This window comes from Corynebacterium lizhenjunii (genome assembly GCF_011038655.2).
Taxonomy (GTDB): Bacteria; Actinomycetota; Actinomycetes; order Mycobacteriales; family Mycobacteriaceae; genus Corynebacterium; species Corynebacterium lizhenjunii.
Map to the genome: position 1 here is coordinate 2,455,651 of NZ_CP064954.1, position 19,070 is coordinate 2,474,720.

The following is a 19,070-nucleotide window of genomic DNA, read 5'->3' on the forward strand; positions in this document are numbered from 1 at the left end:
TTCCTTGCATCCGGTTCCCCCCTGCTACGCTCACGGTATCCCAACGCGCACCAGTCGACGGTCAGTCGACCATCCGCGTGGTCGCGGCAGACGGCAGCTCTGCTGGCGAATGCACGCTCAGCGGCCTGCCGCAAGAGAATGTCCACCGCACCACCAAGCAGGGCGTGTACTACTACGCCCTGGAAGAAGGCACTCACACCATCGAGGCCAGCTGCCGCGGTACCGGCGGGCACTCCTCTGACCCAGATGCTCGGAAGGGCAGCACGGAGGTGACCGTTGCCGACAAGCCGGTGGAGGTCACCATCACGGTCAAGTAGCAGCGCCCACTCGGGCGCCCACTCCGGCGTCACCGCCACTGGCGTCTCCCCAAAAGCCCCGGAATCACTCCACCTTCAAGGTATTCCGGGGCTTCCTTGTGTCTCCTTATGCCGCCTTGTACCGCGAGCCCAGTCGATACCCCGCCTCGCAACCCAGCTCGCGGCATCCACCCCACGCGCTAGTCCCATCTGCCCCACGCGCTAGTCCCATCTGCCCCACGCGCTACCTGTATATGAAACTATCCCGCGTTATATACAAGTAGCCTCGAGCATGAACCGCGAACTGGGAAAACGCAATGACCCGAGGGTCACCTGTATATGAAACTATCGGGCGATATATACAAGTAGAGCGTGGCCCGATGTTTCCGGGGCAGCTAACCTGCTTGAGATTCTGAGGCTTTGGAAATCCGGTCCCGCTTTGACGGGAACAGGTCACCGCGGGTGCGCGCGGGAGTAGGACTTGATGAAGTCCGCGAATTGATCCGCAGCGGGCGAACCGGGGCGCCAGGTAAATCCCAACTCGCGGTAGGCGGGCGGTTCCAGGGGGACTAGTTCGCCTACCTGCAAGTACGGGTCATCGACTGGAAGCAAGGCCACACCCAGGCCCGCTGCCACAAGACCGGCCACGGTGGTCAGCTCCATAGACTCAAAAACCAGGCGGGGACTAAACCCGGCGCGCTGGGCTAGCTGGTCTAGCAGCATGCGGGTTCCGTATCCGGGCAACATGCCTATGAAAGGCTCATTGCGAAACTCCTCCATGCTGGCTGCTGCACGCCCAGCGGCCCAGTGCCCCGACGGCACCGCCAATCCCAAGCGCTGCATTTCTAGCCTGTGCCATGCCAACCCTCGCGGCCGCGGCCCCACCAGGGCGATGTCTGCGGCACCAGCCTGGACTCGATCGATGAGTTCTTGCGCCGCCCCCTGGTGCAGGACGAATTCCACCTGGGGGTGCTGCGCGCGGTAGGTGCGCAGCAGCTCGGGCACTAGCCAGGTTCCCAGCGAGTGCATGAAGTCCAAGCGCACGGTGCCGCGCTCCGGATCCATCAGGTGGCACACCTCAGTGCAGGCGCGCTGTTCAGCCGCCAGCATGTTCTCGGCTTCCTCCACGAACACGACACCACGCGCGTTGAGAGTCATGCTGCGCCCACCCCGGTCAAAGAGACTAGCCCCTAACTGGGCTTCCACGCGCTGGAGGCGCCGGGTTAGCGCAGATTGGGAAATACCCAGCTCATCGGCGGCGGCGCCCACGTGCCCGGTGCGGGCGACGGTGACGACTCCGCGGACATCGTCAAGGTGCATGGGTCTCCTTAGTCATCGCGCTCACAGGAGCGGTAAGCTTCGCTCCCGCGGGAGCCGTGCACATCGCTCCCGCAGGAGCCGTGCGCATCACGCTCGCAGGAGCCGCGCACATCAGGCCCACGGGGCCGTGCGCATCACGCCCGCAGGAGCCATACACATGCACAATATGCATGAGTTTAGCTAATTACATGCATTTTACACATTAGTTGCCGACAGGCAGTCTAGAAACCATGCTTTCCCATTCCCGGCGCGCCACGTTAGCCATGCTTTTTGTGGGCATGGCCATTTTCTCTGGGCTCTATACCACCCAGGCGCTGCTGCCCGTCCTGGTCAAAGACGTCGGCCTGAGCACCACCGAAGCAGCGCTGACGGTTTCTGCAGCCACGGGAGCGCTGTCGCTGTGCGTGGTACCGGCGTCGATCCTCTCGGAGCGCTTCGGCCGTGGGCGAGTACTCATCATCGCCAGCCTGGCCGCTGCTGCGGTGGGGTTGGTGGTCCCGCTAGCCGCAAACAGCACGCAGCTGATTCTGCTGCGCGGGCTTCAGGGCGCGCTGATGTCTGGCGCGCCCGCCACCGCCATGGCGTGGCTGGCGGAGGAACTCGCGGCTGCGGACCTGGCCCGTGCCATGGGCATCTACATCGCCGGGACCTCCGTAGGCGGCCTTACCGGGCGTCTTATCCCCACCTTCGCAGTAGAGCACACCAGCTGGCGGGGAGCTATCTGGGCATCGGCAGTGGTGTCCTTAGGCTTTGCCCTGGCTACGGTGGTGCTGCTGCCCAAGCAGCGCAATTTCCACCCCAAGCGGATCTCCCTGCGTGGGGAGAGCGCGGCCATCTTCCGGCATTGGCGCACCCCGCAGCTGGCCGGGCTATTTGTGGTGGCATTTATCGCCATGGGTGCGTTCGTGTCCATGTACAACTTCATCGGCTTTCGCCTCATCGACAATTTTGGGGTACCCCCGGTTCTGGCTGGTTTTGCATTTCTGTTTTATCTTTCCGGCACGTGGGCATCGGCGCGCGCGGGGCACCTGATTGCGCGTTTTGGCAGACGCGCCACGCTGATCGGTTCCAGCGGGCTCATGGCGGGAGGCGCACTGGCTACCATCGGCCCGCTGCCGGTAGCGCTAGCGGGGCTGTTGGCGCTGACCACGGGATTCTTTGCGGCACACTCGACGGCATCGGGCTGGGTAGGCGCGCTGGCCACCGCGGACCGGGCGGAGGCCTCCAGCATGTACGTGTGCTGCTACTACCTAGGCTCCTCACTAGTGGGCGCGGCCACGGGCGCGATCTTCGACCGCGTGAGTTGGGGGCTCTACGCCAGTATCCTCGCAGCGCTTAGCGCCACAATCGCATTGATAGCAACGAAATTCTCCGACTAAAGTTGGAGTAATGAAACCGGATGCGAAGCCCACCCCTGACGCCTGGTCCCCGCGCATGTGGCACCGCCGTGCCGCCAAGCCCATTAGCATCTGGATGTTCGTGTTCATCCTCGCGGGCTTAAGCCACATCGTCATCCCCAATTACCGCTGGGTGCTCATTCACATCTTCACCCTCGGAGTCCTGACCAACTCCATCCTGGTGTGGTCGCAGCACTTAACGGAGAAGTTCGTCCAACAGCGCCTGCCAGATTCCCAGCGCCCCCGACAGGTATACCGCATTTATGCCATCAACATCGGCGTCATCATCACCCTCATCGGCAACATGCTGCTCATCCCGGCGCTGACTATCACCGGTGCCACCATCATCGCGGTACTCATGGCATGGCATGCCGCCAGCCTGTTTAGTCAGTGGCGCAGTGCCGAAGGCAAGCGCTTCCGCCCCATCGTTGCCGCCTACACCGCCAGTGCGCTGTGCTTGCCCGTCGGCGCTTTCTTCGGCGGCTGGCTCTCCCTTGACCCCGGCAACCCGCGCCTGCTGCTGGCACACATCGCGGCCAACATCGGCGGTTTTGCCGGCCTGGCTGCCGCGGCCAGCCTCAACATTTTGCTGCCCGCGGTGTGGCGCAGCAAGGGTATTTCCCGCTACCTGCGCCCCTCCCTGGTGCTGCTGGCGGCGGGCGTGGCGGCCACCATCGTGGGCGCACTAGTAGGACTGCCGGAAATCGGGCTCATTGTCTACGTCACCGGCTGGGTGCTGTCCTGGCAGCAATGGCTGGGCAACGTCAATCTGGCACAACTTAGCTACCAGTCCGCCTCCTCCATCACGGCAGTAACGTGGCTAGTGCTCTCCCTGGTCTATTACACCGCCACGCTCTTCTTCGAAGCCGAACCCGCCCTGCCCACACTCGCCCTCTTAGTGGGTTTTGCCGCCCAGCTCCTCTTGGGCATGATGAGCTACCTGCTGCCCACCACCATGGGTGGCGGCCCCGCGGCCACCCGCGCCGGATTGATGGCGCTCAATCGCGCGGGACTACTGCGTTGGACACTTCTTAACGGCGGCCTGCTGCTGTGGCTGGCTAGTGATCACAGCTGGCGCAACGTGGCGCTGTCCTTGCTGTGCCTCGGCTCGTTGGCCGTCTTTCCGGTGTTCATGGTGCGCTCCGTCAAACGCCAGCGTGCCGTCATCACCAAAAAGGCCCCCGATCCCGGGCCGGAGCCCGCCCCCGATCTCCAGCAGGTGGGCATAGGGCTGGCGCTGCTGGCCATTGTATGGTTTGCCGTCGGCGCCATCTAGCCCCGGGAGCAATTAACCCAACTCCGCCACCCCTGGCGCGCCCTGGCTCATCCACTCCCGAATCCGGGCGGTCGCCTGCACGTCCCCCGCGTTATAGTCCAGCAGGCGCTGCCGGGCATGCTGGTCGCCGGCCACAGCCAGGCGGCGGGCGTTGACGGACTCCTCTCCGTCAAAATCATCTTCAGCCCAGGCATGCCCGGCCTGCGGGGCCACCAACTTCAGACCCAGGCCATGCGGCCCGGCAAAGCCACGCTTGACATAGCTAAACATGTCTACCCATTCCGGGCTGGCGATAAATTCCGCCACCTCCTGCGGGGACGGGGTACCAAAGCGCTGCGCGGACATGCGCAGCCAATGGTTCTCCCCGTGCGCGGAATAGCAATAGGCCGCAAAGGTGCGCCCCTGCGCATGGGCGTCCTCCCGCAGCTGCATCAGCCACTGCCAAAAGGCCGCAACATTGTGTGCTTCCGCCTGCCCGCCCAGCGGCGCCCAGGTCACAAACGGCGTGTACTCCCCGGCGTGCCAGGCGCCCCACAGGTACGCGCCCTGGTCCAAGTAGGCCTCCATATCGATGTCTACTTCCACGTCCGCACGCGGCGGCGCCACAAACTCCGGCCGTTTCAGCAGTACCGTGCCATCCCGCCAGGCTTGGGCCAGGGCAGAGACCTCGCCCAGGGAGGCATCGATAAGCTCTTGCACCTTGCCGATGCCCCTTTCCACATACGGCGTCCCCCTGTCCCCCGGCAGGAAGAGCGAGATGTCATCCCGGGCGCGCAGCACCGGCTCGCACAGGTGCCAAAAGCGGCAGTCCGCGCATTCCTTCAGCCGTCGCGGGCTGGTAGGCAGATTCGCCGGGGCAGCTGCCTCCAGGGCCCGCTCCAAAGCGGGCTGGTAGGACTGCGTATCCACATAAAAAGCGGTGTCGCGATCCTGGCCAATGATAAGCCCCCTCCCAGCATCCAAGTCTGAGGCCTCCAAAGCACGCGCGGCCATCCCCAACCGGTAACCGTCCACCGAGTGGTGGCGCAAGCGATAGGGCAACTCCAAGGGCGCAGACAGCCCCACCCGGTGGGTGGGCACGGCGGGAAGGGAGGGAGAACCTGCAGACTGGACCCGGCGCGCCACCCGGTGATTAGTAATCAGCAGCGGCAGGTAGGCGTCACCTTCGCGCACCAGAGCATCAACGTCCACCTGCCAGGTGTCGTAAGCGAACGCAGCGTGGGTGATCAGGTGCGCGCCGGTGGCCATCGCCTCCAGCGTGGCCATCTCCCGCTCCCAGCGATCCGCTTCGGTGTCTAAATCCAAGCAGCGAAAATTCTTGGAAGGGCCGGGTAGGTGGGCAAGGACGGCGGCGCGGGCGGCATCGGCACGCTCAGCGCGGGCCTGCGCGGCCGGGGTGGCGGGAACATCCGGGTGGGCGCGGCGCTGCACCAGCCGGTAGCGGCAGCCCACCAGATCAGATGCCTGGATGGGTTGACCGGTTTGCTCACTCACAAGCTCCCAGCCTAACGGGTAAGGTTGGAGTGCGATAAACCTAACCCCCACATACTTGAGGAGTGACGGAATACAGCCATGGGAATTATGAAGACATTGCGCAAGCGCCGGATGGAAGCCAAGGCGGAGCTCAAGGCCGCCAAGTCCCGCGTTAAAGCCGAGGTCAAGGCAGCGTCCAAGGCTCAGCAGCGCCAGCAAAAGCTGCTGGCCAAGCAAGAAAAGCTGTTGATCAAGAGTGAGGAAAAGGGCCTCAAGCGCAAGCGCAAGCACGAAGAAAAGCGCGCCAAGCAGGAGCTGGCGAAGATTAGGGCAGGCAAGATCAATGCCTCCACCATCAACCGCTACGCGGGCATTATTCGCACCGCAGCCCCGCTGCTGCTCCCGCTGGTCTATCGCGCCATCGTGTCTGGGCGGCAGGCCCTGGAACAGCGCCGGGCCACCAAGGCTGGGGTGAGTGCGGATGAGATGGCGGCTTTCTCCGGCCACGGGGCGCCGCTAAAGGCCCGCATTGCCGGGGTGCGCAATACGCTTGAAGACGTTGACGTGCCTTCCGGGTTCAAGCGCGATGTTAATGACCGCCTGGACGAACTCGAGGCCGCCGTGGACAACGCTGAATACATGACGGACCAGCAGCGCCGCCGCGCCCACGCCTCCATCTCTAGCGACATTGACTCCGTGACGCAGGAGATCCAGGAGCGGCTCTAGAGGGCGGGGCTTTCTCGCCGGGCAGGTCCACCAGGCGGACCTCGCCGCAGAGGCCTAGAGCACGCCCTGTTCGCGGGCGGCGGCCACGGCGGAGGTGCGCGAGCGCACCCCCAGCTTGTCGTAAATGTGCACCAGGTGGGACTTGACGGTGGCCTCAGAGAGCATCAGATCCTCGCCAATCTGGCGGTTAGAGGCGCCTGCGGCCACCAGCTGCAGGACTTCCAGTTCGCGCGGGGTCAGGGCGCTGCGGGGGGTGCGCACGCGAGTCATCAATTTATCCGCCACGACTGGCGAGAGCGCAGAGTCGCCCTCAGCCGCGGAGCGCACCGCGGACACCAGCTCTGCGGGCGGGGCGTCTTTGAGCAGGTAGCCCACCGCTCCAGATTCAATGGCGCCCAAAATGTCTGCGTCCGTGTCATAGTTGGTAACCACCAGCACCTTCGGGGCGGATTCCAGCTGGCGGATGGCGCGGGTGGCCTCCGCGCCGGACATCACCCGGGTGCCTTCCACCCCGGCGCCAAACCGCAAGTCCATGAGGATGACGTCCATGCCACCTGTTTCAGCCGCGGCAATGGCGGCCTCCGCAGTGGCTACCTCCCCCACCACGGTAATATCCGGCGCCCCCTCTAAGACGGCGCGCAGACCCATTCGCACAATCTCATGGTCATCTGCTAGCAGGACCTTGATCACGTCTTCTCCTTATACCCCGGGGGCGCGGACACTTCTTGCCTATCTTAGCGCGCCCTCAATCGCGCACTCAGCGCGGCTCCGGCTCCGTCTCCGCCTCTGCCTCTGCCTCTGCCTCCGTCTGCGCAGTCGCACCCGCCCGGCTACTCACCGCAGTCGCACCCGCTGGGTTGCTCCCCGTCGCCGCATCCACCGGGATGCTCACCATTACCGCAGTGCCCCCACCCGGGTGCGACTCTACCTCCAGCTGGCCGCCCAGCTCAGCTGCCCGCCGGCGCATGGCGGACAAACCAATGTGCCCCAGGCCCGCCGGGCGCGCCCGCACCGCCTCCGGGTCAAAGCCCGCACCGTTATCCACCACGTCTACCCGCACCTGCTGCGGCTGGTAGGTCACGGTCACCCGCGCGCGGCTAGCCCCCGAATGCTTCACCACGTTGCCCACCGCCCCTTGCGCTACGCGCAACAGGGCTGCCTCGACCTTCATGGGTAACTGCCGCGGCTGCCCCTCCACCTCCACGTCCATGTCGATGCCGCTGGTGGACGCAAAGTTCTGCGTCATCCGCTCCAGCGCTTGCGCCAGCGAGGTCTGCGCCAGGGCCGCCGGTTGCAGCGCCGCGATCATCGCCCGCGCCTCCTGCAGATTTTCCGCCGCCGTCTTGCGGGCTAGCTCTATGCGCCCGCGGGCCTTATCTGCCTGCCCAGCGTCTAAGTCGCGGTCGGCAGCGTGCAGCAGCATCTGAATTGACGAAAGCCCCTGGGCCAGCGTGTCATGAATTTCATGCGCTATGCGCTGGCGCTCCGCAATCACCCCCGCGTTGTGCTCAGATTCCGCCAGCTTGCCCTGGGCCACCTTCAGCTCCTGAGTCACCTTCGCTAGCGCCTTGAAGGTGTAGTGGATAGCCACCGTCACCAGGCCGGATACCGCCGGGCCCATCACCCCACCAAAAGTCAGCCCGGTGGGCAATTGCACGCCGATGGCCAGTGCCGTGGCAAAGAGCACCAGAATAATGCCCCGCCAATCATCAATCACAAACAAGTACAGGAAGTACAGCGAAAACACCAGGTACATCGCCGCCGGGGCGTTGAGCATGGCCGCAAACCACAGCACCGTGAGCATGGTCAGCCACAGCAGCTTGGGCACCGCGCCCCAACGGTCCAAAAATCCCCAGCCCCCGAAGTAGATGATAGCGAAGGTAGACAGCAGCATCAGGTTGCTCACCGCCTGCCCCATAGGCATATTTACCGAGGTAAAAATCGCCACCACCAGCAGCGCAGCGGTGAGGATGTGCACACCATTGCGGACGGCATCAGACTCGGTGGTTAGGCTGGTATCCATGCGCAATATCCTACTGCCCGCCACCGCCCTGCTCACCGCTGCCCTTGGCGGCGCTTGCCTGGCCGCCTGCACCCCGCAGGGGCCTGCGGAACCTGCCCACCTGGGCCAGCAGGGGGCATCGGCAAGCACTGCTGCTCCTGCTGAGTCTGCCGATGCCGCCGTGGACGGCTTTCCCGTAGACACCCCCGCCGCTGCCACCCTGTGGGAGCCCTGCCCCTACGTGGACAGCCAGTGGCTGGCAGAGACCAACGGGCAAAAGGTCACCCAGGTGGGCCAAGACACCCGCTTTGGCACCCCGGCGTGCGTGTTCTGGTCCTACCCGGAAGCCCCACAAGCGACCATCATGGTGCGCAATCTGGGCAGCGTAGAGCGGGCGCGGGCGGCCGTGGACTGGGCTGCGCCCATCGAACAGACGGAGCCCGTGGAGGAAGACGGCTGGTCCGGCGGGCGCGGAGTCTTAGGGCCGGAACAAGCCGTCTACGCGGTGCAGAAGGACTCCGTGGCTGTGCTGGTGTGGACCAACCAGCAGCAAACTATCAAGGCACAACAGATTGCCCAGGAGGCCATCGCAAACCTGGGCCTGTAGGGGGCACTTGCCTGCGGGGCGTTGCCCGGCGCGACCGGTGGCTAAGTAGCCGCTTCGCGGGGCAGCCGAGTCGGGCCGGCGCGGGTCTAGACGGCGACGTCATTGTAGGGCATCATCGTCGACACCCACGGGAAGACGACCTCCATCAATAGGAAGAAGACCCCGACGGCGATCAGCAGCGCCAGCACCGCCTTCACGGCCACCGGCCCCGGCAAAAGATTCCACAGTGCACGGTACATTTAGCTCTCCTCCAACACGGCTGGGCGCGGGTTATCCGCCTTGTCTAGCTGCTCAGTTTCCATGGCGTGAATGATCATGCGCTCGGCATTGGAAAACTGCGGGTGGCACGTGGTCAAGGTAATCATGCCTTCCGATGCCGCCACCGGGCCATCGTCCGCCGGCGCGGGGTCCCCACCGGGAACGGGATTAATCACGGCCACATCGCCGGGCAGCGTGATGTGCCGGCCCACCACCCCGGCGTATTCACCGCTTAGTTTGGCTTGCTGCTCGGGGCTCAAGCAGTCCGCCGGCTCGCCGTTGATGGGCAGCACCCGGTAAGTAATCCACTGCGTACGCGTTTCCACCACAATGGCATCACAGGTGCGCAGGTGCCCGAGATCATTAAAGGGAGCGCCCTTGCCCACCCGGTGTCCGGCTACTGCGAAATTGCCCTTTTCCCCCGGCATCTGGGACTCCACGTAGCGGCCCGGTCCGGCCAATAGGTCCTCGTCCTCAGTTCCCTCCACGATGGCAAACTGATAGTCCCCGCCGAAGCTGGGAATGTACATGCGCGCAAAGGCCTCGCCGAGCTGCGGCTGGACGCGCCCGCGGGGGTTAACCCAGTCTTCCTCCAGCTTCTCACTGGCCTGCGCCTGCAACTGCCCAGATTCGATATTTGTCCAATAGGACTCATAGAATGCAAAAAGCAGCAGGACTACTCCTGCAGTCAGCAAGAGCTCCCCCAGCACCTGGGAAACACTCATCCGGGATTTCTTCATGCCTTTTACCTTAACGGCAGGCTGAGCCCGTGCAGAAAGGCCCTCGTCACATGATTGACATTTTTGTCTATCCGGTGTCTGCCATTATGAAGCTGTGGCACATGATCCTGCACAGCTTCTTAGGCGATCAGCTTGCATGGCTGGTGAGCATTCCCCTTCTGGTGCTGACCGTGCGCGGGCTGATGATCCCCCTGACGTTCTCCAGTGTGCGCTCCGCACGTCTGGCAGCCCTGATGCGCCCGGAGGTCTTGGCCCATGAGGCCACCCTCAAGGAGGTCCAGACCCCCCAGGAACTCCACGCTTACGATGCCGCCTTAAAGGAGATCCATACCCGTTACCGTTACCGCCCCGCCTTGGGTTGCCTGATTCCCGTGATCATGGTTCCCGTCTTCCTGGGTCTCTACCAGGTAATTTTGCGAATGGCCAAGCCCGAGTTTTCTGGGTCCATCGGCGTGCTCAACCCTGCAGAGGTCGAAGCCTTCCGCGCAACAACTATCAACGGCATCCCCCTCCCCGCCTTCGTATCCATGCCCCAGGACTGGGCCACGCAGATGGGCGTAGACAGTGAAACGGTACGCCACTTCATCACTCCACTGCTAGTGGCCGCGATTGTGGCCACGGTACTCAACATGTGTATCTCCACGTATCGCAGCGCGCTGACTACCCAGTATGACCAAGCCATAAACCGGCGGGTGCTCTACTTCATGGCCGTGATCACCGCCTTTGTGCCCTACATGCTCTGGAACGTGGCCATGGCCGGACCGGTACCCGTGGCCGTGATCCTGTACTGGTTTACCACCAACTCCTTTACCTTGGCGCAAACCATCATCACCGAGGTCATCTTGCGCACCCGCTACCCGCTGAGCGAGGAGGCCCACGAGCTACGCCGCGAGTCCTGGCGCAAGCACCGCAACCGCCCCAAGCGCAAAGTACGCCGCGCGGAGAAGAAAGCCAAGAAGGTAGAGACCAAGCAGGAGCGCGCTCGCATCAACGCCCTGCGCAAGCAGCTGCGCCAGGAGCTCAAGAAACACCGAGCCGCCCAAAAGGAGGCGGGCGACAACAAACCGGCAGTCGAGCCCGATCCGACAGACGAGCCGGCAGCCGCGCCGGCAGTCAAGCCCGAGCCGACGGACAAACCGGCAGTCGAGCAGCAGCGGGATTAAATCGAATAATCGGCCGCAGGTGCGGCCAGCATCTGCTCTGCCATATCGCGCGCTAGCCGCAGCGGCTCCACGCTGCGCAGCAAACGCGCTCCGGCAAGACCGCCATCAAGCAGCACCAGTAGCTGGCTGGCTTGGCCTGCTGAAGGGTATCCGTTTCGGGCTGTCAGCAACCGAGTCAGTGCGGAGTGCATCCACTCCCGGTGGTCCAAGCACGCCTGCACAATCCCCTGCTCCGCCTCGGTTTCCGGGCGCGGATACTCCCCTGCTGCATTGAGAAAATGCGAGCCACGGAATTCCTTTGAGGGCTCATCCTCAATCGCCATATCAAAAAACAGCAGCAGCTGGCCCTCAGTGCTTAAGGATTGAGCGCGTTCGCTCCAGCGCGTGCGGTATTGCTCATCAAGGGCATTAATATATGCGATGACCAGATTATCCTTCGACCCGAATAGGGAGTACAAGGAGGCCTTAGCCACGTCCGCTTCCCGCAAAATACGGTCAATACCAATAACGCGGATTCCCTCCGTGCTAAACAGGTTGGTCGCGGATTCAAGTAGGCGACTGCGCGGGCTGGGCCGGTTACGGCGAGACTTCTTTTGCTGGGCAGTCACAGCGCTCCTTGGGGTGGGGATAAAACTAATCGGACCGGTTCATCTACTCAATATAGACAAACCGGTCCGTCCATGACTAATTTTGTCGATTACTGGGTGGCTTTCTTGCCCTTGATCAGACCCAGAATCCACAGCAGTACCACCGCACCCAAGGTGGCGGTCAGGATGGAGAAAATCAGTCCGTTGCTTCCGCCGATGCCGAAGAGGCTGAGGATGCCACCACCGATGAAGGCACCCACCACGCCGACGATCAGGTTAGTGAACAACCCGTGGTCACGGTCCATGATTTTTTCTGCCAGCCAGCCAGCGACCAGGCCCACAATAATCCAACCAAAGAAATTCATCTGAATATCTCTCTTTCTCAGGAAGTTAAAAGGTTCTTAGACCATCATGCACACTTTTCCCTGGAAATGCTAGCTGCGTCCAGCATTGTTACTGGACGCAGACCTAATCGTTAGCTGAATGTTACACAGGTACCGTATTTTGTCTACCCGTGGGGGCCGCAGCGCGGTCCCCCAGCCGCAGGTGCCGGGCAATCCCACCCGCAGGCGGCGGGCGAGCCCACCCGCGAGTGCCGGGTCCGGCGTGACTACTCAGACTCGGGGCGAACCACCATCATCGGACACGGTGCGGACTGAAGCAACGCACGGGAGGTAGAACCCAAGAGCATTCCCTTGAAGCCACCGCGACCATGGGAGCCGACAACCAGCAGCTGGGCGCCCTCGGCGGCATCGGCCAAAGCCCGCACCGGACGGTCCCGGGCAATCAGCTTCTTTACCGGGACGTTGGGGTACTGCTCCTGGAACTGCGCCAGGCGCTCATCCAGCAGCTGAGCCTGCTCCTTTTCCACCTCTGCCCACTCTGCCTGAGCGGCAGACAGGCCGGCGAGGGAAGCTTGCACCTGCATATCCATCCAGGTGTGGACGGCCAGCAGCTCAGCCCCGCGGGCATCGGCCTCCGCAAACGCGTAGGCGGTCGCCTTCTGGGAGACTTCGGAGCCATCCACGCCCACAACCACCGGCCCATACTTAGTGTTTTCGGTGACCTGGTTGTCCTCACGCACCACCACTACCGGGCAAGCCGCGTGGGAGACCACAGACGCAGACACAGAACCCATGACCATGCCGGACAGTCCGCCCATGCCCCGCGAGCCCATCACCAACATGGTCACGTCATTAGACATTTCCAGCAGCATGTCAATCGGCGAGCCTTCTGCAATGGTGTGGCCGATCTTGATTTCCGGCGCCACCTCGTGCGCCAGCGCGCGGGCGGCCTCAATCTTCTCTAGGGTCTCTGCCTGGAGGTCATCGAAAAGCTCCTTCGGCGGGACCATTCCTTCCGCATAAAGGAACTGCGGCACGGTGTAGCTAGAGGCAATCCGCAGCGGAATCCCCCGCTTTGCTGCCGTATTTGCCGCCCACCGTACCGCATTGTTCGAGGCTTCCGAGCCATCAACTGCGACAACAACAATGTCTTCCTTGGCCATGAGGACAATCCTTTCGAAGAGGTTATACCTAAATTATAACCCGTGGTCGGCGCCGGGTTTACTTGCCGGCTTCAGTGATGATGTGCGCTGCCTCCGCATTAGACGGGTACAGCAAGCCGTACAGGAACTGTCCGATCTGCGCGATAACCGCACCGATACCATGGGAGAAGAAGTTGATCAACGGTTCAAGGAGTGCGTTAAAGTCCATGAGGAAGAGGATAGTACAACGTGGCAAAGGATACAGCCCTTTGCCCATTAAAGATGGCCTCAACCCCACCCGCGCCCGTGTGCCCGCCGACTTCGGTCCCGCGCCGACGGCATGGGACTTCGTGTGGCATTTGATTAGTACCCAGCGGCATCGCCATCCCGACGATGGCCCCGCGGCCCTCCAGGATCGCTTTGCTTCCGGCAGCATTGTGCTTGCCGATGCCACCCCACTATCCCCCCATTCCATCCTCACCCCCGGCACCGACGTCTACTTCTACCGCACCCCTGCACCAGAAGAACCCGTGCCTTATGACATACCAGTGCTCTATGAAGATGAGGACATCTTGGTGGCCGACAAACCACCGTTTATGGCCACCATGCCCCGCGCCAGCCATATTGTAGAAACAGCGACCGTGCGCCTGCGGCGTGCGACCGGTATAGATGAGCTTAGCCCCGTGCACAGGCTAGACCGCCTTACCTCCGGGGTGTTGCTGTTTACTAAGCACCGCGCGGTTCGGGGTGCCTACCAGACGTTGTTTTCTCAGCGTCGAGTGCACAAGACCTACCAGGCCATCGCCGCTTACGGGCCTTTCGATACTCCGCTGCAGTGGGAGAGCCGCATTGAAAAGTCTCCCGGGGAAATCCAAGGCCGCCTAGTAGATGGCCCCATCAACGCCATCACGACCCTGGGTAGTGTCACCCCTCTGAGTGCCTCCGAGCAGAACACCTTTGAGGCTATCCACGGCCCGCAACCACCACTTGCGCGCTATGTGTTGCACCCAGCTACTGGCAAGACCCACCAGTTGCGTCTGCACATGTGGTGTGCCGGAGTACCTATCCTCGGCGATCCGGTGTACCCCACCATCCTTCCTGCAGAGGACGAAGACATGACCATCCCCATGCACCTGCTGGCTAAGCGTATCGAGTTTGCTGATCCACTTAGCGGCCAACCCCGCGCCTTCGTCTCCAACGGCGACTGGTCACAGCCTTAAGCCTGCCGTCTCAGCGCAACATTAGGGTGGAAACCCGGGCGTAGGCGGTGTTAGCCCACGTAGCCGATTGCCACGGGTACATCGGCGTTTTGTTCCTTTGGCCCACCCCAGGTAAGCGCCACTGCGGTGTAGTTGTCCGCGAAGCTGGCGCTCGCCACTGAGTGTGCCCCCATGTCGGACCAACCCCATTTGGTGCCCTGAATGCGCGGCAATGTGTGCGTGCCCCAGTTCTGGACTGTGCCATCGGCAGCCACCGGATAGGCCTCTCGCATCCATTGCAGGACAATAGAGCCCGGGTCCTCCCGCTTGATGGTGTTGAGGTAGCGGGCCAAGTCGGCCGCGCTGGTAGTAGCGTTGCCCCAGTAGCCATTGCTCCGGGTTGCGGTCATTCCGTGCGCCCGCGCAACCTCGTCAATACTCTGCGGGTATTTGCGGAACAGTGCGGAAGCGGCGGCATCATCAGAAGCGCGAATTGCCCGCTCCGCTAGAACCCGGTCTGCCGCAGAGCCGTCACCACGATGAAGAGCATAATCGACCAACAGCAACTTGATTGTCGATAGCGCCGGGCGCGCCTCATAGGCATTCGGGGTAGCTGCGATACCCTGGTCCGTCACGATAGCCATGGCGGTGCGCCCGTGAACCCCGTGGATCGTAGCGTTAGCGACTATTGGCGCTGCAGTTCCTGGACGAACACCCCGATCGAGCACCTGCACGCCGGGGTAGCCCGGCACGATATTGGGAGCGATCAGATACTCCGGTACCCGCACCCCGACAGGGATGTCCACGTTCAAGGGTGCTAGTCCCGGGATCAGGACAACCTTGGCCTGCGCCTGACTCCTCTCACCCACCGGGAACGAAGAACTTGCCATCGCCACGGGGTTTGCTACTGAAGAGCCGAAGTCATGCGCACCGGCACCTGGTACAAGCACAGACCCGGCAATATTCACAGTCACCACACCTATCGCCAGCGCGCGAGCCCGGTACCGCCGCCCACGTCCCACGCCGTCTGCCGGACAATGCCGCTGCGAAGTCTCGGATATTTCCATCAGCGTCCCCTTTTCTGACCGGCGCAAAACTGTGTCCTGTGCGCGGTGAAGTACTCCAAGTGCCTAACAGTTTAGCCAATAAGTTTTAGCATTACGGAAAATCCCCGCCCCCATCGCGAGCGTGCATCATCCTGAGCTTGCACCACCTGGGGCGTGCATCACCCTGAACGGGTACTCACGATGACGCACCTCTTTTCCCAACACATCGCCCTCAAGGCATACGGATCACTGCGCTACTACGAGAGCCTGGTGGCTGCAGTGAACTGTTGCAGGGGTGGCGCGCCCGGCGACCCCGAAAGCATCGCCTTGGGGTTTTCGCGTTGGTGGCCTCCACGGTAAAAGCGTTGCGGTCTCCAAACATAGTGACGCATTTTCTGCACTTTAGACACTGCCCGCCCATAGCGTGATGTCGTGTTCGCGGAGAAAACGCGTCACCCTTTTAGCTCTCGGAGTGCAAAACGCAACCCCCCTAGTCTCGCACCCATGCGCCGATAACGCCTGGGATTGCTGGCGGCAAGTCACCAATAAGAGCTCGTTTGTTGGCGTCTTGTTCAATCTTGGTCGTCACCGCCTTGACCCGACCCCGATTATTCGACCCACCGGCTCCGCCTGCGCCCATTACCGGCATCATCGACCTCCCACCTTGCGCAGCAGCCCCCGCCGGTGCGACACCCCCGCGGGCTATTCCGGCACCACCTGACCCGGCCCCTGGGATACCACCCCCGCCAACACCTGGCACACCGCCACCGCCGATACCACCGCCAACGGCCCCGCCAAGACCACCAGTAGCCCCAATACCACCGGCACCAGAACCACCACCAAACGCACCACCACCTGCAACTGGCACACCACCTGTCCGCCCGGCGGCGTGGCGGCCGCTAGTGTTTCCGGCAACCAGCCCTGGCATAGCACCACCCCAACCAGAACCACCAAGGACACCAGCACCAGCACCGGCACCTGACGGGGTTGTGCCCACTGCACCCAATTTCACCAGGCCACCATTCACGCCGCCACCAATGGGCGCACCACCCAGTACACCAGCACCAGCGCCTGCGCCATGGCCTGGACCGGATAGTGTCGCTGATGTGGGACCAGTCAACGACTCCCCCACATTAGCGGGCAAGACTGAGTTGCCAAACATGCCCGCAACATCCCGGCCAAGACCACGCACAAACTCTTCTACCCCGGCATCATCAGCCCCCATGCCCGCCACCGGGTGCAACAACCCGTCGACGATTTCGAAGGATCCTGGGCCTAGTTGGCCTGCCATGGCAGCCTCTGCCATGGCCTTCGGAATAGCCAATGAATCAGTGCCGTAGCGCCCATCGCTACCAGCAACCGCGTTCATACCAGCCTTAGCCAGGCCACCACCGGCAGCCATCTCAGGGCTAGCCAGATTACCAATTTTTGGCAGTGAGGCATCCACCATGAACTGCAGATGGCCCTGCAGGGAGGCAATTGCGGCGCGTTCTGCGACTTTTTGGGCTGCAAGGTCTGGGATTGCCCGGATGACGGCCTCGGCGGTAGCTGCGTGGAGTTTGGCCATAATCCCCAGGGAGTTCAACAAGGATGTGTGCGCCTGCATCAACAATGCGTTGGCAGCAAAATCCGTGCCGGTAGTAGCGACTGTGTTTAAGGTTTCTACCGCGCGGTCTACAGCTTCCCCGGAGTTATTACTCGCCAGCACCCCAGCGATCGACTGCAGCTGTGTGACTGCTTCTGTAGCAGCGATATGTAGGTCATTCCAGCGGCTGCTGGACGCTACGACTGAGGCTAAGTCGATGGCGTTGATTTCGGCAGCCACCTGGCTAATATCTAGCCCAGCCAGCATGACTACCGGCGGGACGAAGTCAAGGGTTTGGTAGTCTGCCGGGGGTTGATCGACAAAGCGAACCTCCTGGAAATCTGAGGCCTTAATCCCCACATGCAACATGTCCAGAGTCTTCGCCGCCAGTGAATCCTGCCACGCAAACGCAGTAGCCTGGTTCGACAACTGCCCCGCAATCCAGTCCAACTGGCTGGTGAGCTTCCGCAACGTCTCCTGCGCAGACGCCGGATCCCCCTGCAAAAACCGACCATGAATAGCCCCGGCTGCACTGACGCCACCAATTGATGACAGCGCAGATGACATGCCACCAGCAGTATTCGAATTTGCGCGCAGTAGAGCAAGCCTGAGCCGCTCCATCGACTCCCCGGCTTGAGAATATGAACTCAGATCAATGTGCATAGCTTTCCTCCTGATATAGAGTTTGAATGATTTGTGTTGGCACCTCGCACAGGGAACTACCGCTTGATTGATTAAGCCATTGCGTGTATTCCACCCCCAAGAACCCCCTAGGAGTTTCGACTCCGGACAAGCAGTATCCCCCAGTGAAAACTTCGGGGGCGATGAGCACTGCGCTTCTGTCGATCCTTGCTCCCGGCTCGTCCGCTAACTCAAAGATGTTGTGGTCGACGAGCTGCCTGATGCTATAAGGGTAATCCACTAGCTCGATCGTGCCAGACGGCAAGAGGCTTTTAGCCTCGATTGGACATCCAAAGGGTTCATAACTCGAGCCTGCCCCCTTCTTTTGGACCCCAATCGCAGCCAACGCCATATCTGGAATTTCTTCGCACGGCTTGAAAGGCTTGAACCCCGGCACATTGGGGTCGAATGGTCCTGGTGTTGGCATTGCGAACTCGGCTGCTTCAGCGTTATCGGGTGCTGTTTCACTGACGTGCTCACTGGCGTGCGTGGGAACAGGCGGGTGGTCAGGGATTTGTGGGGGCGTGGTGGCGCACCCGGTTAGCCCTAGGACGCTTGCAGCCACTGCGGCAACAATGCTGATTGGGGTGCGTTGTCCTTTTAGGGTTAGTGCCCGTGTGGGTGTGGTGCCCACGCCACGGGGTGTGGTGCCCATGCCACGGGGTGTGCCGGGGTTTTCCCGAGGGTTTATACCCGGTGTGGTGGTCGCGTAGTGTGTTGACGCCACGGTTTCCGACTCCTTTCGGTGTGTCCTTGTCTATTAGACTGCCGAAAGAGGCGGAAGGTTCCGTGACCGTGAGAAAAAATCTCTGTACACCACCCACCACAAAGAAGCTCACCTGGAGACTTGGTCATTCTAGAGTGGGTTGTTGTGGTGGGTGGTTGGTGTGGGAAAACGCTGTGCGGCCCGGTCCACGTGGTCCCCTCGTTGTGTGGTGGGGGTGTGGGCCGGGCCGGTTGAGTTTTATTCTGTTATGTTGTTGTGTTTGTAGTGTCGGCGGTAACTTACTCTCCCACACCCTCCCGGGTGCAGTACCATCAGCGCGGGCAGGCTTAGCTTCCGGGTTCGGAATGGGTCCGGGCGTTTCCCTGCCGCTATCAACCACCGACACATCTGCGGGGCACACCACAGAGTGTGGGTGTGTTGCAGTGTTGTGTCAGATACTGCATAGTGGACGCGCACACAGGTGTGTGTTTGTTTGTGCTTGGTAGGACCATCCAACACTTG

19 protein-coding genes and 1 rRNA gene are annotated in these 19,070 nt (G+C 62.1%); 7 read left to right on the top strand and 13 right to left on the bottom strand.

The window, feature by feature from the left end; genetic code table 11:
• The first annotated feature begins 77 nt into the window (after nt 1-77).
• Complete coding sequence (locus G7Y31_RS11165; RefSeq protein WP_165010971.1) at nt 78-317, top strand: hypothetical protein; 240 nt, start codon at nt 78-80, stop codon at nt 315-317.
• Nucleotides 318-749: 432 nt separating this feature from the next.
• Here the strand turns inward: G7Y31_RS11165 and G7Y31_RS11170 are convergent, their stop codons facing one another.
• Nucleotides 750-1,616, bottom strand: a complete 867-nt coding sequence (locus G7Y31_RS11170; RefSeq protein ID WP_165010969.1) for a LysR family transcriptional regulator — start codon at nt 1,614-1,616, stop codon at nt 750-752.
• A gap of 230 nt (nt 1,617-1,846) precedes the next feature.
• Here G7Y31_RS11170 and G7Y31_RS11175 point away from each other — a divergent pair, with 230 nt between their 5' ends.
• Both G7Y31_RS11175 and G7Y31_RS11180 read left to right on the top strand, forming a co-directional pair.
• Nucleotides 1,847-2,995 carry an MFS transporter gene (locus G7Y31_RS11175; RefSeq protein WP_244977396.1) on the top strand — a complete coding sequence of 383 codons (1,149 nt, stop codon included), beginning with the start codon at nt 1,847-1,849 and terminating at the stop codon, nt 2,993-2,995.
• A gap of 10 nt (nt 2,996-3,005) precedes the next feature.
• Nucleotides 3,006-4,289 carry a copper oxidase gene (locus G7Y31_RS11180; protein ID WP_244977397.1) on the top strand — a complete coding sequence of 428 codons (1,284 nt, stop codon included), beginning with the start codon at nt 3,006-3,008 and terminating at the stop codon, nt 4,287-4,289.
• Between the two features lie 12 nt (nt 4,290-4,301).
• Here the strand turns inward: G7Y31_RS11180 and G7Y31_RS11185 are convergent, their stop codons facing one another.
• Nucleotides 4,302-5,783 carry a TM0106 family RecB-like putative nuclease gene (locus G7Y31_RS11185; protein WP_244977398.1) on the bottom strand — a complete coding sequence of 494 codons (1,482 nt, stop codon included), beginning with the start codon at nt 5,781-5,783 and terminating at the stop codon, nt 4,302-4,304.
• A gap of 78 nt (nt 5,784-5,861) precedes the next feature.
• On the opposite strand from G7Y31_RS11185, the gene G7Y31_RS11190 reads away from it, so the two are divergent.
• Complete coding sequence (locus tag G7Y31_RS11190) at nt 5,862-6,488, top strand: DUF6474 family protein (RefSeq protein ID WP_165010967.1); 627 nt, start codon at nt 5,862-5,864, stop codon at nt 6,486-6,488.
• A gap of 54 nt (nt 6,489-6,542) precedes the next feature.
• Here G7Y31_RS11190 and G7Y31_RS11195 read toward each other — a convergent pair whose 3' ends face one another.
• Together G7Y31_RS11195 and G7Y31_RS11200 are read right to left on the bottom strand one after the other, a co-directional pair.
• The gene (locus G7Y31_RS11195; RefSeq protein WP_165010965.1) at nt 6,543-7,178 is read right to left on the bottom strand and encodes a response regulator; all 636 of its coding nucleotides are present in this window, start codon (nt 7,176-7,178) and stop codon (nt 6,543-6,545) included.
• Nucleotides 7,179-7,245: 67 nt separating this feature from the next.
• The gene (locus tag G7Y31_RS11200; RefSeq protein ID WP_165010963.1) at nt 7,246-8,511 is read right to left on the bottom strand and encodes a sensor histidine kinase; all 1,266 of its coding nucleotides are present in this window, start codon (nt 8,509-8,511) and stop codon (nt 7,246-7,248) included.
• Between G7Y31_RS11200 and G7Y31_RS11205 the strand changes: the two genes are divergently transcribed.
• A complete protein-coding gene (locus G7Y31_RS11205; protein WP_165010961.1) occupies nt 8,510-9,097 on the top strand; it encodes a DUF2020 domain-containing protein in 588 nt (195 codons plus the stop codon). The two genes, G7Y31_RS11200 and G7Y31_RS11205, sit on opposite strands and share 2 nt — an antisense overlap.
• Nucleotides 9,098-9,183: 86 nt before the next feature.
• Here the strand turns inward: G7Y31_RS11205 and G7Y31_RS11210 are convergent, their stop codons facing one another.
• Both G7Y31_RS11210 and G7Y31_RS11215 read right to left on the bottom strand, forming a co-directional pair.
• Nucleotides 9,184-9,336 carry a hypothetical protein gene (locus G7Y31_RS11210; RefSeq protein ID WP_165010959.1) on the bottom strand — a complete coding sequence of 51 codons (153 nt, stop codon included), beginning with the start codon at nt 9,334-9,336 and terminating at the stop codon, nt 9,184-9,186.
• Nucleotides 9,337-10,095 (bottom strand): class E sortase, encoded by a 759-nt coding sequence (locus G7Y31_RS11215; RefSeq protein ID WP_165010957.1) that lies wholly within the window; start codon nt 10,093-10,095, stop codon nt 9,337-9,339.
• Between the two features lie 50 nt (nt 10,096-10,145).
• On the opposite strand from G7Y31_RS11215, the gene yidC reads away from it, so the two are divergent.
• On the top strand, nt 10,146-11,258 hold the full coding sequence (yidC, locus tag G7Y31_RS11220; RefSeq protein ID WP_165010955.1) for a membrane protein insertase YidC: 1,113 nt from the start codon (nt 10,146-10,148) through the stop codon (nt 11,256-11,258).
• On the opposite strand, the gene G7Y31_RS11225 is transcribed toward yidC, so the two are convergent.
• The 4 genes from G7Y31_RS11225 to G7Y31_RS11240 form a co-directional block, all read right to left on the bottom strand.
• Nucleotides 11,255-11,887, bottom strand: a complete 633-nt coding sequence (locus tag G7Y31_RS11225; protein ID WP_206215047.1) for a TetR/AcrR family transcriptional regulator — start codon at nt 11,885-11,887, stop codon at nt 11,255-11,257. The genes yidC and G7Y31_RS11225 overlap by 4 nt on opposite strands.
• Before the next feature lie 68 nt (nt 11,888-11,955).
• Entirely contained in the window at nt 11,956-12,210 is a 255-nt protein-coding gene (locus G7Y31_RS11230; protein ID WP_165010952.1) for a GlsB/YeaQ/YmgE family stress response membrane protein, read from the bottom strand.
• 245 nt (nt 12,211-12,455) lie between these two features.
• Nucleotides 12,456-13,352, bottom strand: coding sequence for a universal stress protein (locus G7Y31_RS11235; protein WP_165010950.1), 897 nt, complete (start codon nt 13,350-13,352; stop codon nt 12,456-12,458).
• A gap of 58 nt (nt 13,353-13,410) precedes the next feature.
• Complete coding sequence (locus G7Y31_RS11240; protein ID WP_165010948.1) at nt 13,411-13,560, bottom strand: hypothetical protein; 150 nt, start codon at nt 13,558-13,560, stop codon at nt 13,411-13,413.
• On the opposite strand from G7Y31_RS11240, the gene G7Y31_RS11245 reads away from it, so the two are divergent.
• Nucleotides 13,496-14,551, top strand: a complete 1,056-nt coding sequence (locus G7Y31_RS11245) for a pseudouridine synthase (RefSeq protein ID WP_165011004.1) — start codon at nt 13,496-13,498, stop codon at nt 14,549-14,551. The genes G7Y31_RS11240 and G7Y31_RS11245 overlap by 65 nt on opposite strands.
• A 50-nt stretch (nt 14,552-14,601) precedes the next feature.
• On the opposite strand, the gene G7Y31_RS11250 is transcribed toward G7Y31_RS11245, so the two are convergent.
• From G7Y31_RS11250 to rrf, 3 genes are all read right to left on the bottom strand, one after another.
• A complete protein-coding gene (locus G7Y31_RS11250; RefSeq protein ID WP_196823574.1) occupies nt 14,602-15,420 on the bottom strand; it encodes a serine hydrolase in 819 nt (272 codons plus the stop codon).
• Between the two features lie 646 nt (nt 15,421-16,066).
• The gene (locus G7Y31_RS11255; RefSeq protein ID WP_165010944.1) at nt 16,067-17,728 is read right to left on the bottom strand and encodes a hypothetical protein; all 1,662 of its coding nucleotides are present in this window, start codon (nt 17,726-17,728) and stop codon (nt 16,067-16,069) included.
• A gap of 1,106 nt (nt 17,729-18,834) precedes the next feature.
• Nucleotides 18,835-18,952: ribosomal RNA gene (gene rrf, locus G7Y31_RS11265) — 5S ribosomal RNA — on the bottom strand.
• Nucleotides 18,953-19,070: the final 118 nt, after the last annotated feature.

Excerpts from the sequence above, each read along its gene's own strand:
- G7Y31_RS11190 (WP_165010967.1), top strand. The coding sequence starts at position 5,862 with ATGGGAATTATGAAGACATTGCGCAAGCGCCGGATGGAAGCCAAGGCG.
- G7Y31_RS11175 (WP_244977396.1), top strand. The coding sequence starts at position 1,847 with ATGCTTTCCCATTCCCGGCGCGCCACGTTAGCCATGCTTTTTGTGGGC.
- G7Y31_RS11235 (WP_165010950.1), bottom strand. The coding sequence starts at position 13,352 with ATGGCCAAGGAAGACATTGTTGTTGTCGCAGTTGATGGCTCGGAAGCC.
- G7Y31_RS11200 (WP_165010963.1), bottom strand. The coding sequence starts at position 8,511 with ATGGATACCAGCCTAACCACCGAGTCTGATGCCGTCCGCAATGGTGTG.
- G7Y31_RS11170 (WP_165010969.1), bottom strand. The coding sequence starts at position 1,616 with ATGCACCTTGACGATGTCCGCGGAGTCGTCACCGTCGCCCGCACCGGG.
- G7Y31_RS11210 (WP_165010959.1), bottom strand. The coding sequence starts at position 9,336 with ATGTACCGTGCACTGTGGAATCTTTTGCCGGGGCCGGTGGCCGTGAAG.
- G7Y31_RS11205 (WP_165010961.1), top strand. The coding sequence starts at position 8,510 with ATGCGCAATATCCTACTGCCCGCCACCGCCCTGCTCACCGCTGCCCTT.
- G7Y31_RS11180 (WP_244977397.1), top strand. The coding sequence starts at position 3,006 with ATGAAACCGGATGCGAAGCCCACCCCTGACGCCTGGTCCCCGCGCATG.
- yidC (WP_165010955.1), top strand. The coding sequence starts at position 10,146 with ATGATTGACATTTTTGTCTATCCGGTGTCTGCCATTATGAAGCTGTGG.
- G7Y31_RS11240 (WP_165010948.1), bottom strand. The coding sequence starts at position 13,560 with ATGGACTTTAACGCACTCCTTGAACCGTTGATCAACTTCTTCTCCCAT.
- G7Y31_RS11255 (WP_165010944.1), bottom strand. The coding sequence starts at position 17,728 with ATGTCATCTGCGCTGTCATCAATTGGTGGCGTCAGTGCAGCCGGGGCT.
- G7Y31_RS11230 (WP_165010952.1), bottom strand. The coding sequence starts at position 12,210 with ATGAATTTCTTTGGTTGGATTATTGTGGGCCTGGTCGCTGGCTGGCTG.
- G7Y31_RS11215 (WP_165010957.1), bottom strand. The coding sequence starts at position 10,095 with ATGAAGAAATCCCGGATGAGTGTTTCCCAGGTGCTGGGGGAGCTCTTG.
- G7Y31_RS11250 (WP_196823574.1), bottom strand. The coding sequence starts at position 15,420 with ATGGCAAGTTCTTCGTTCCCGGTGGGTGAGAGGAGTCAGGCGCAGGCC.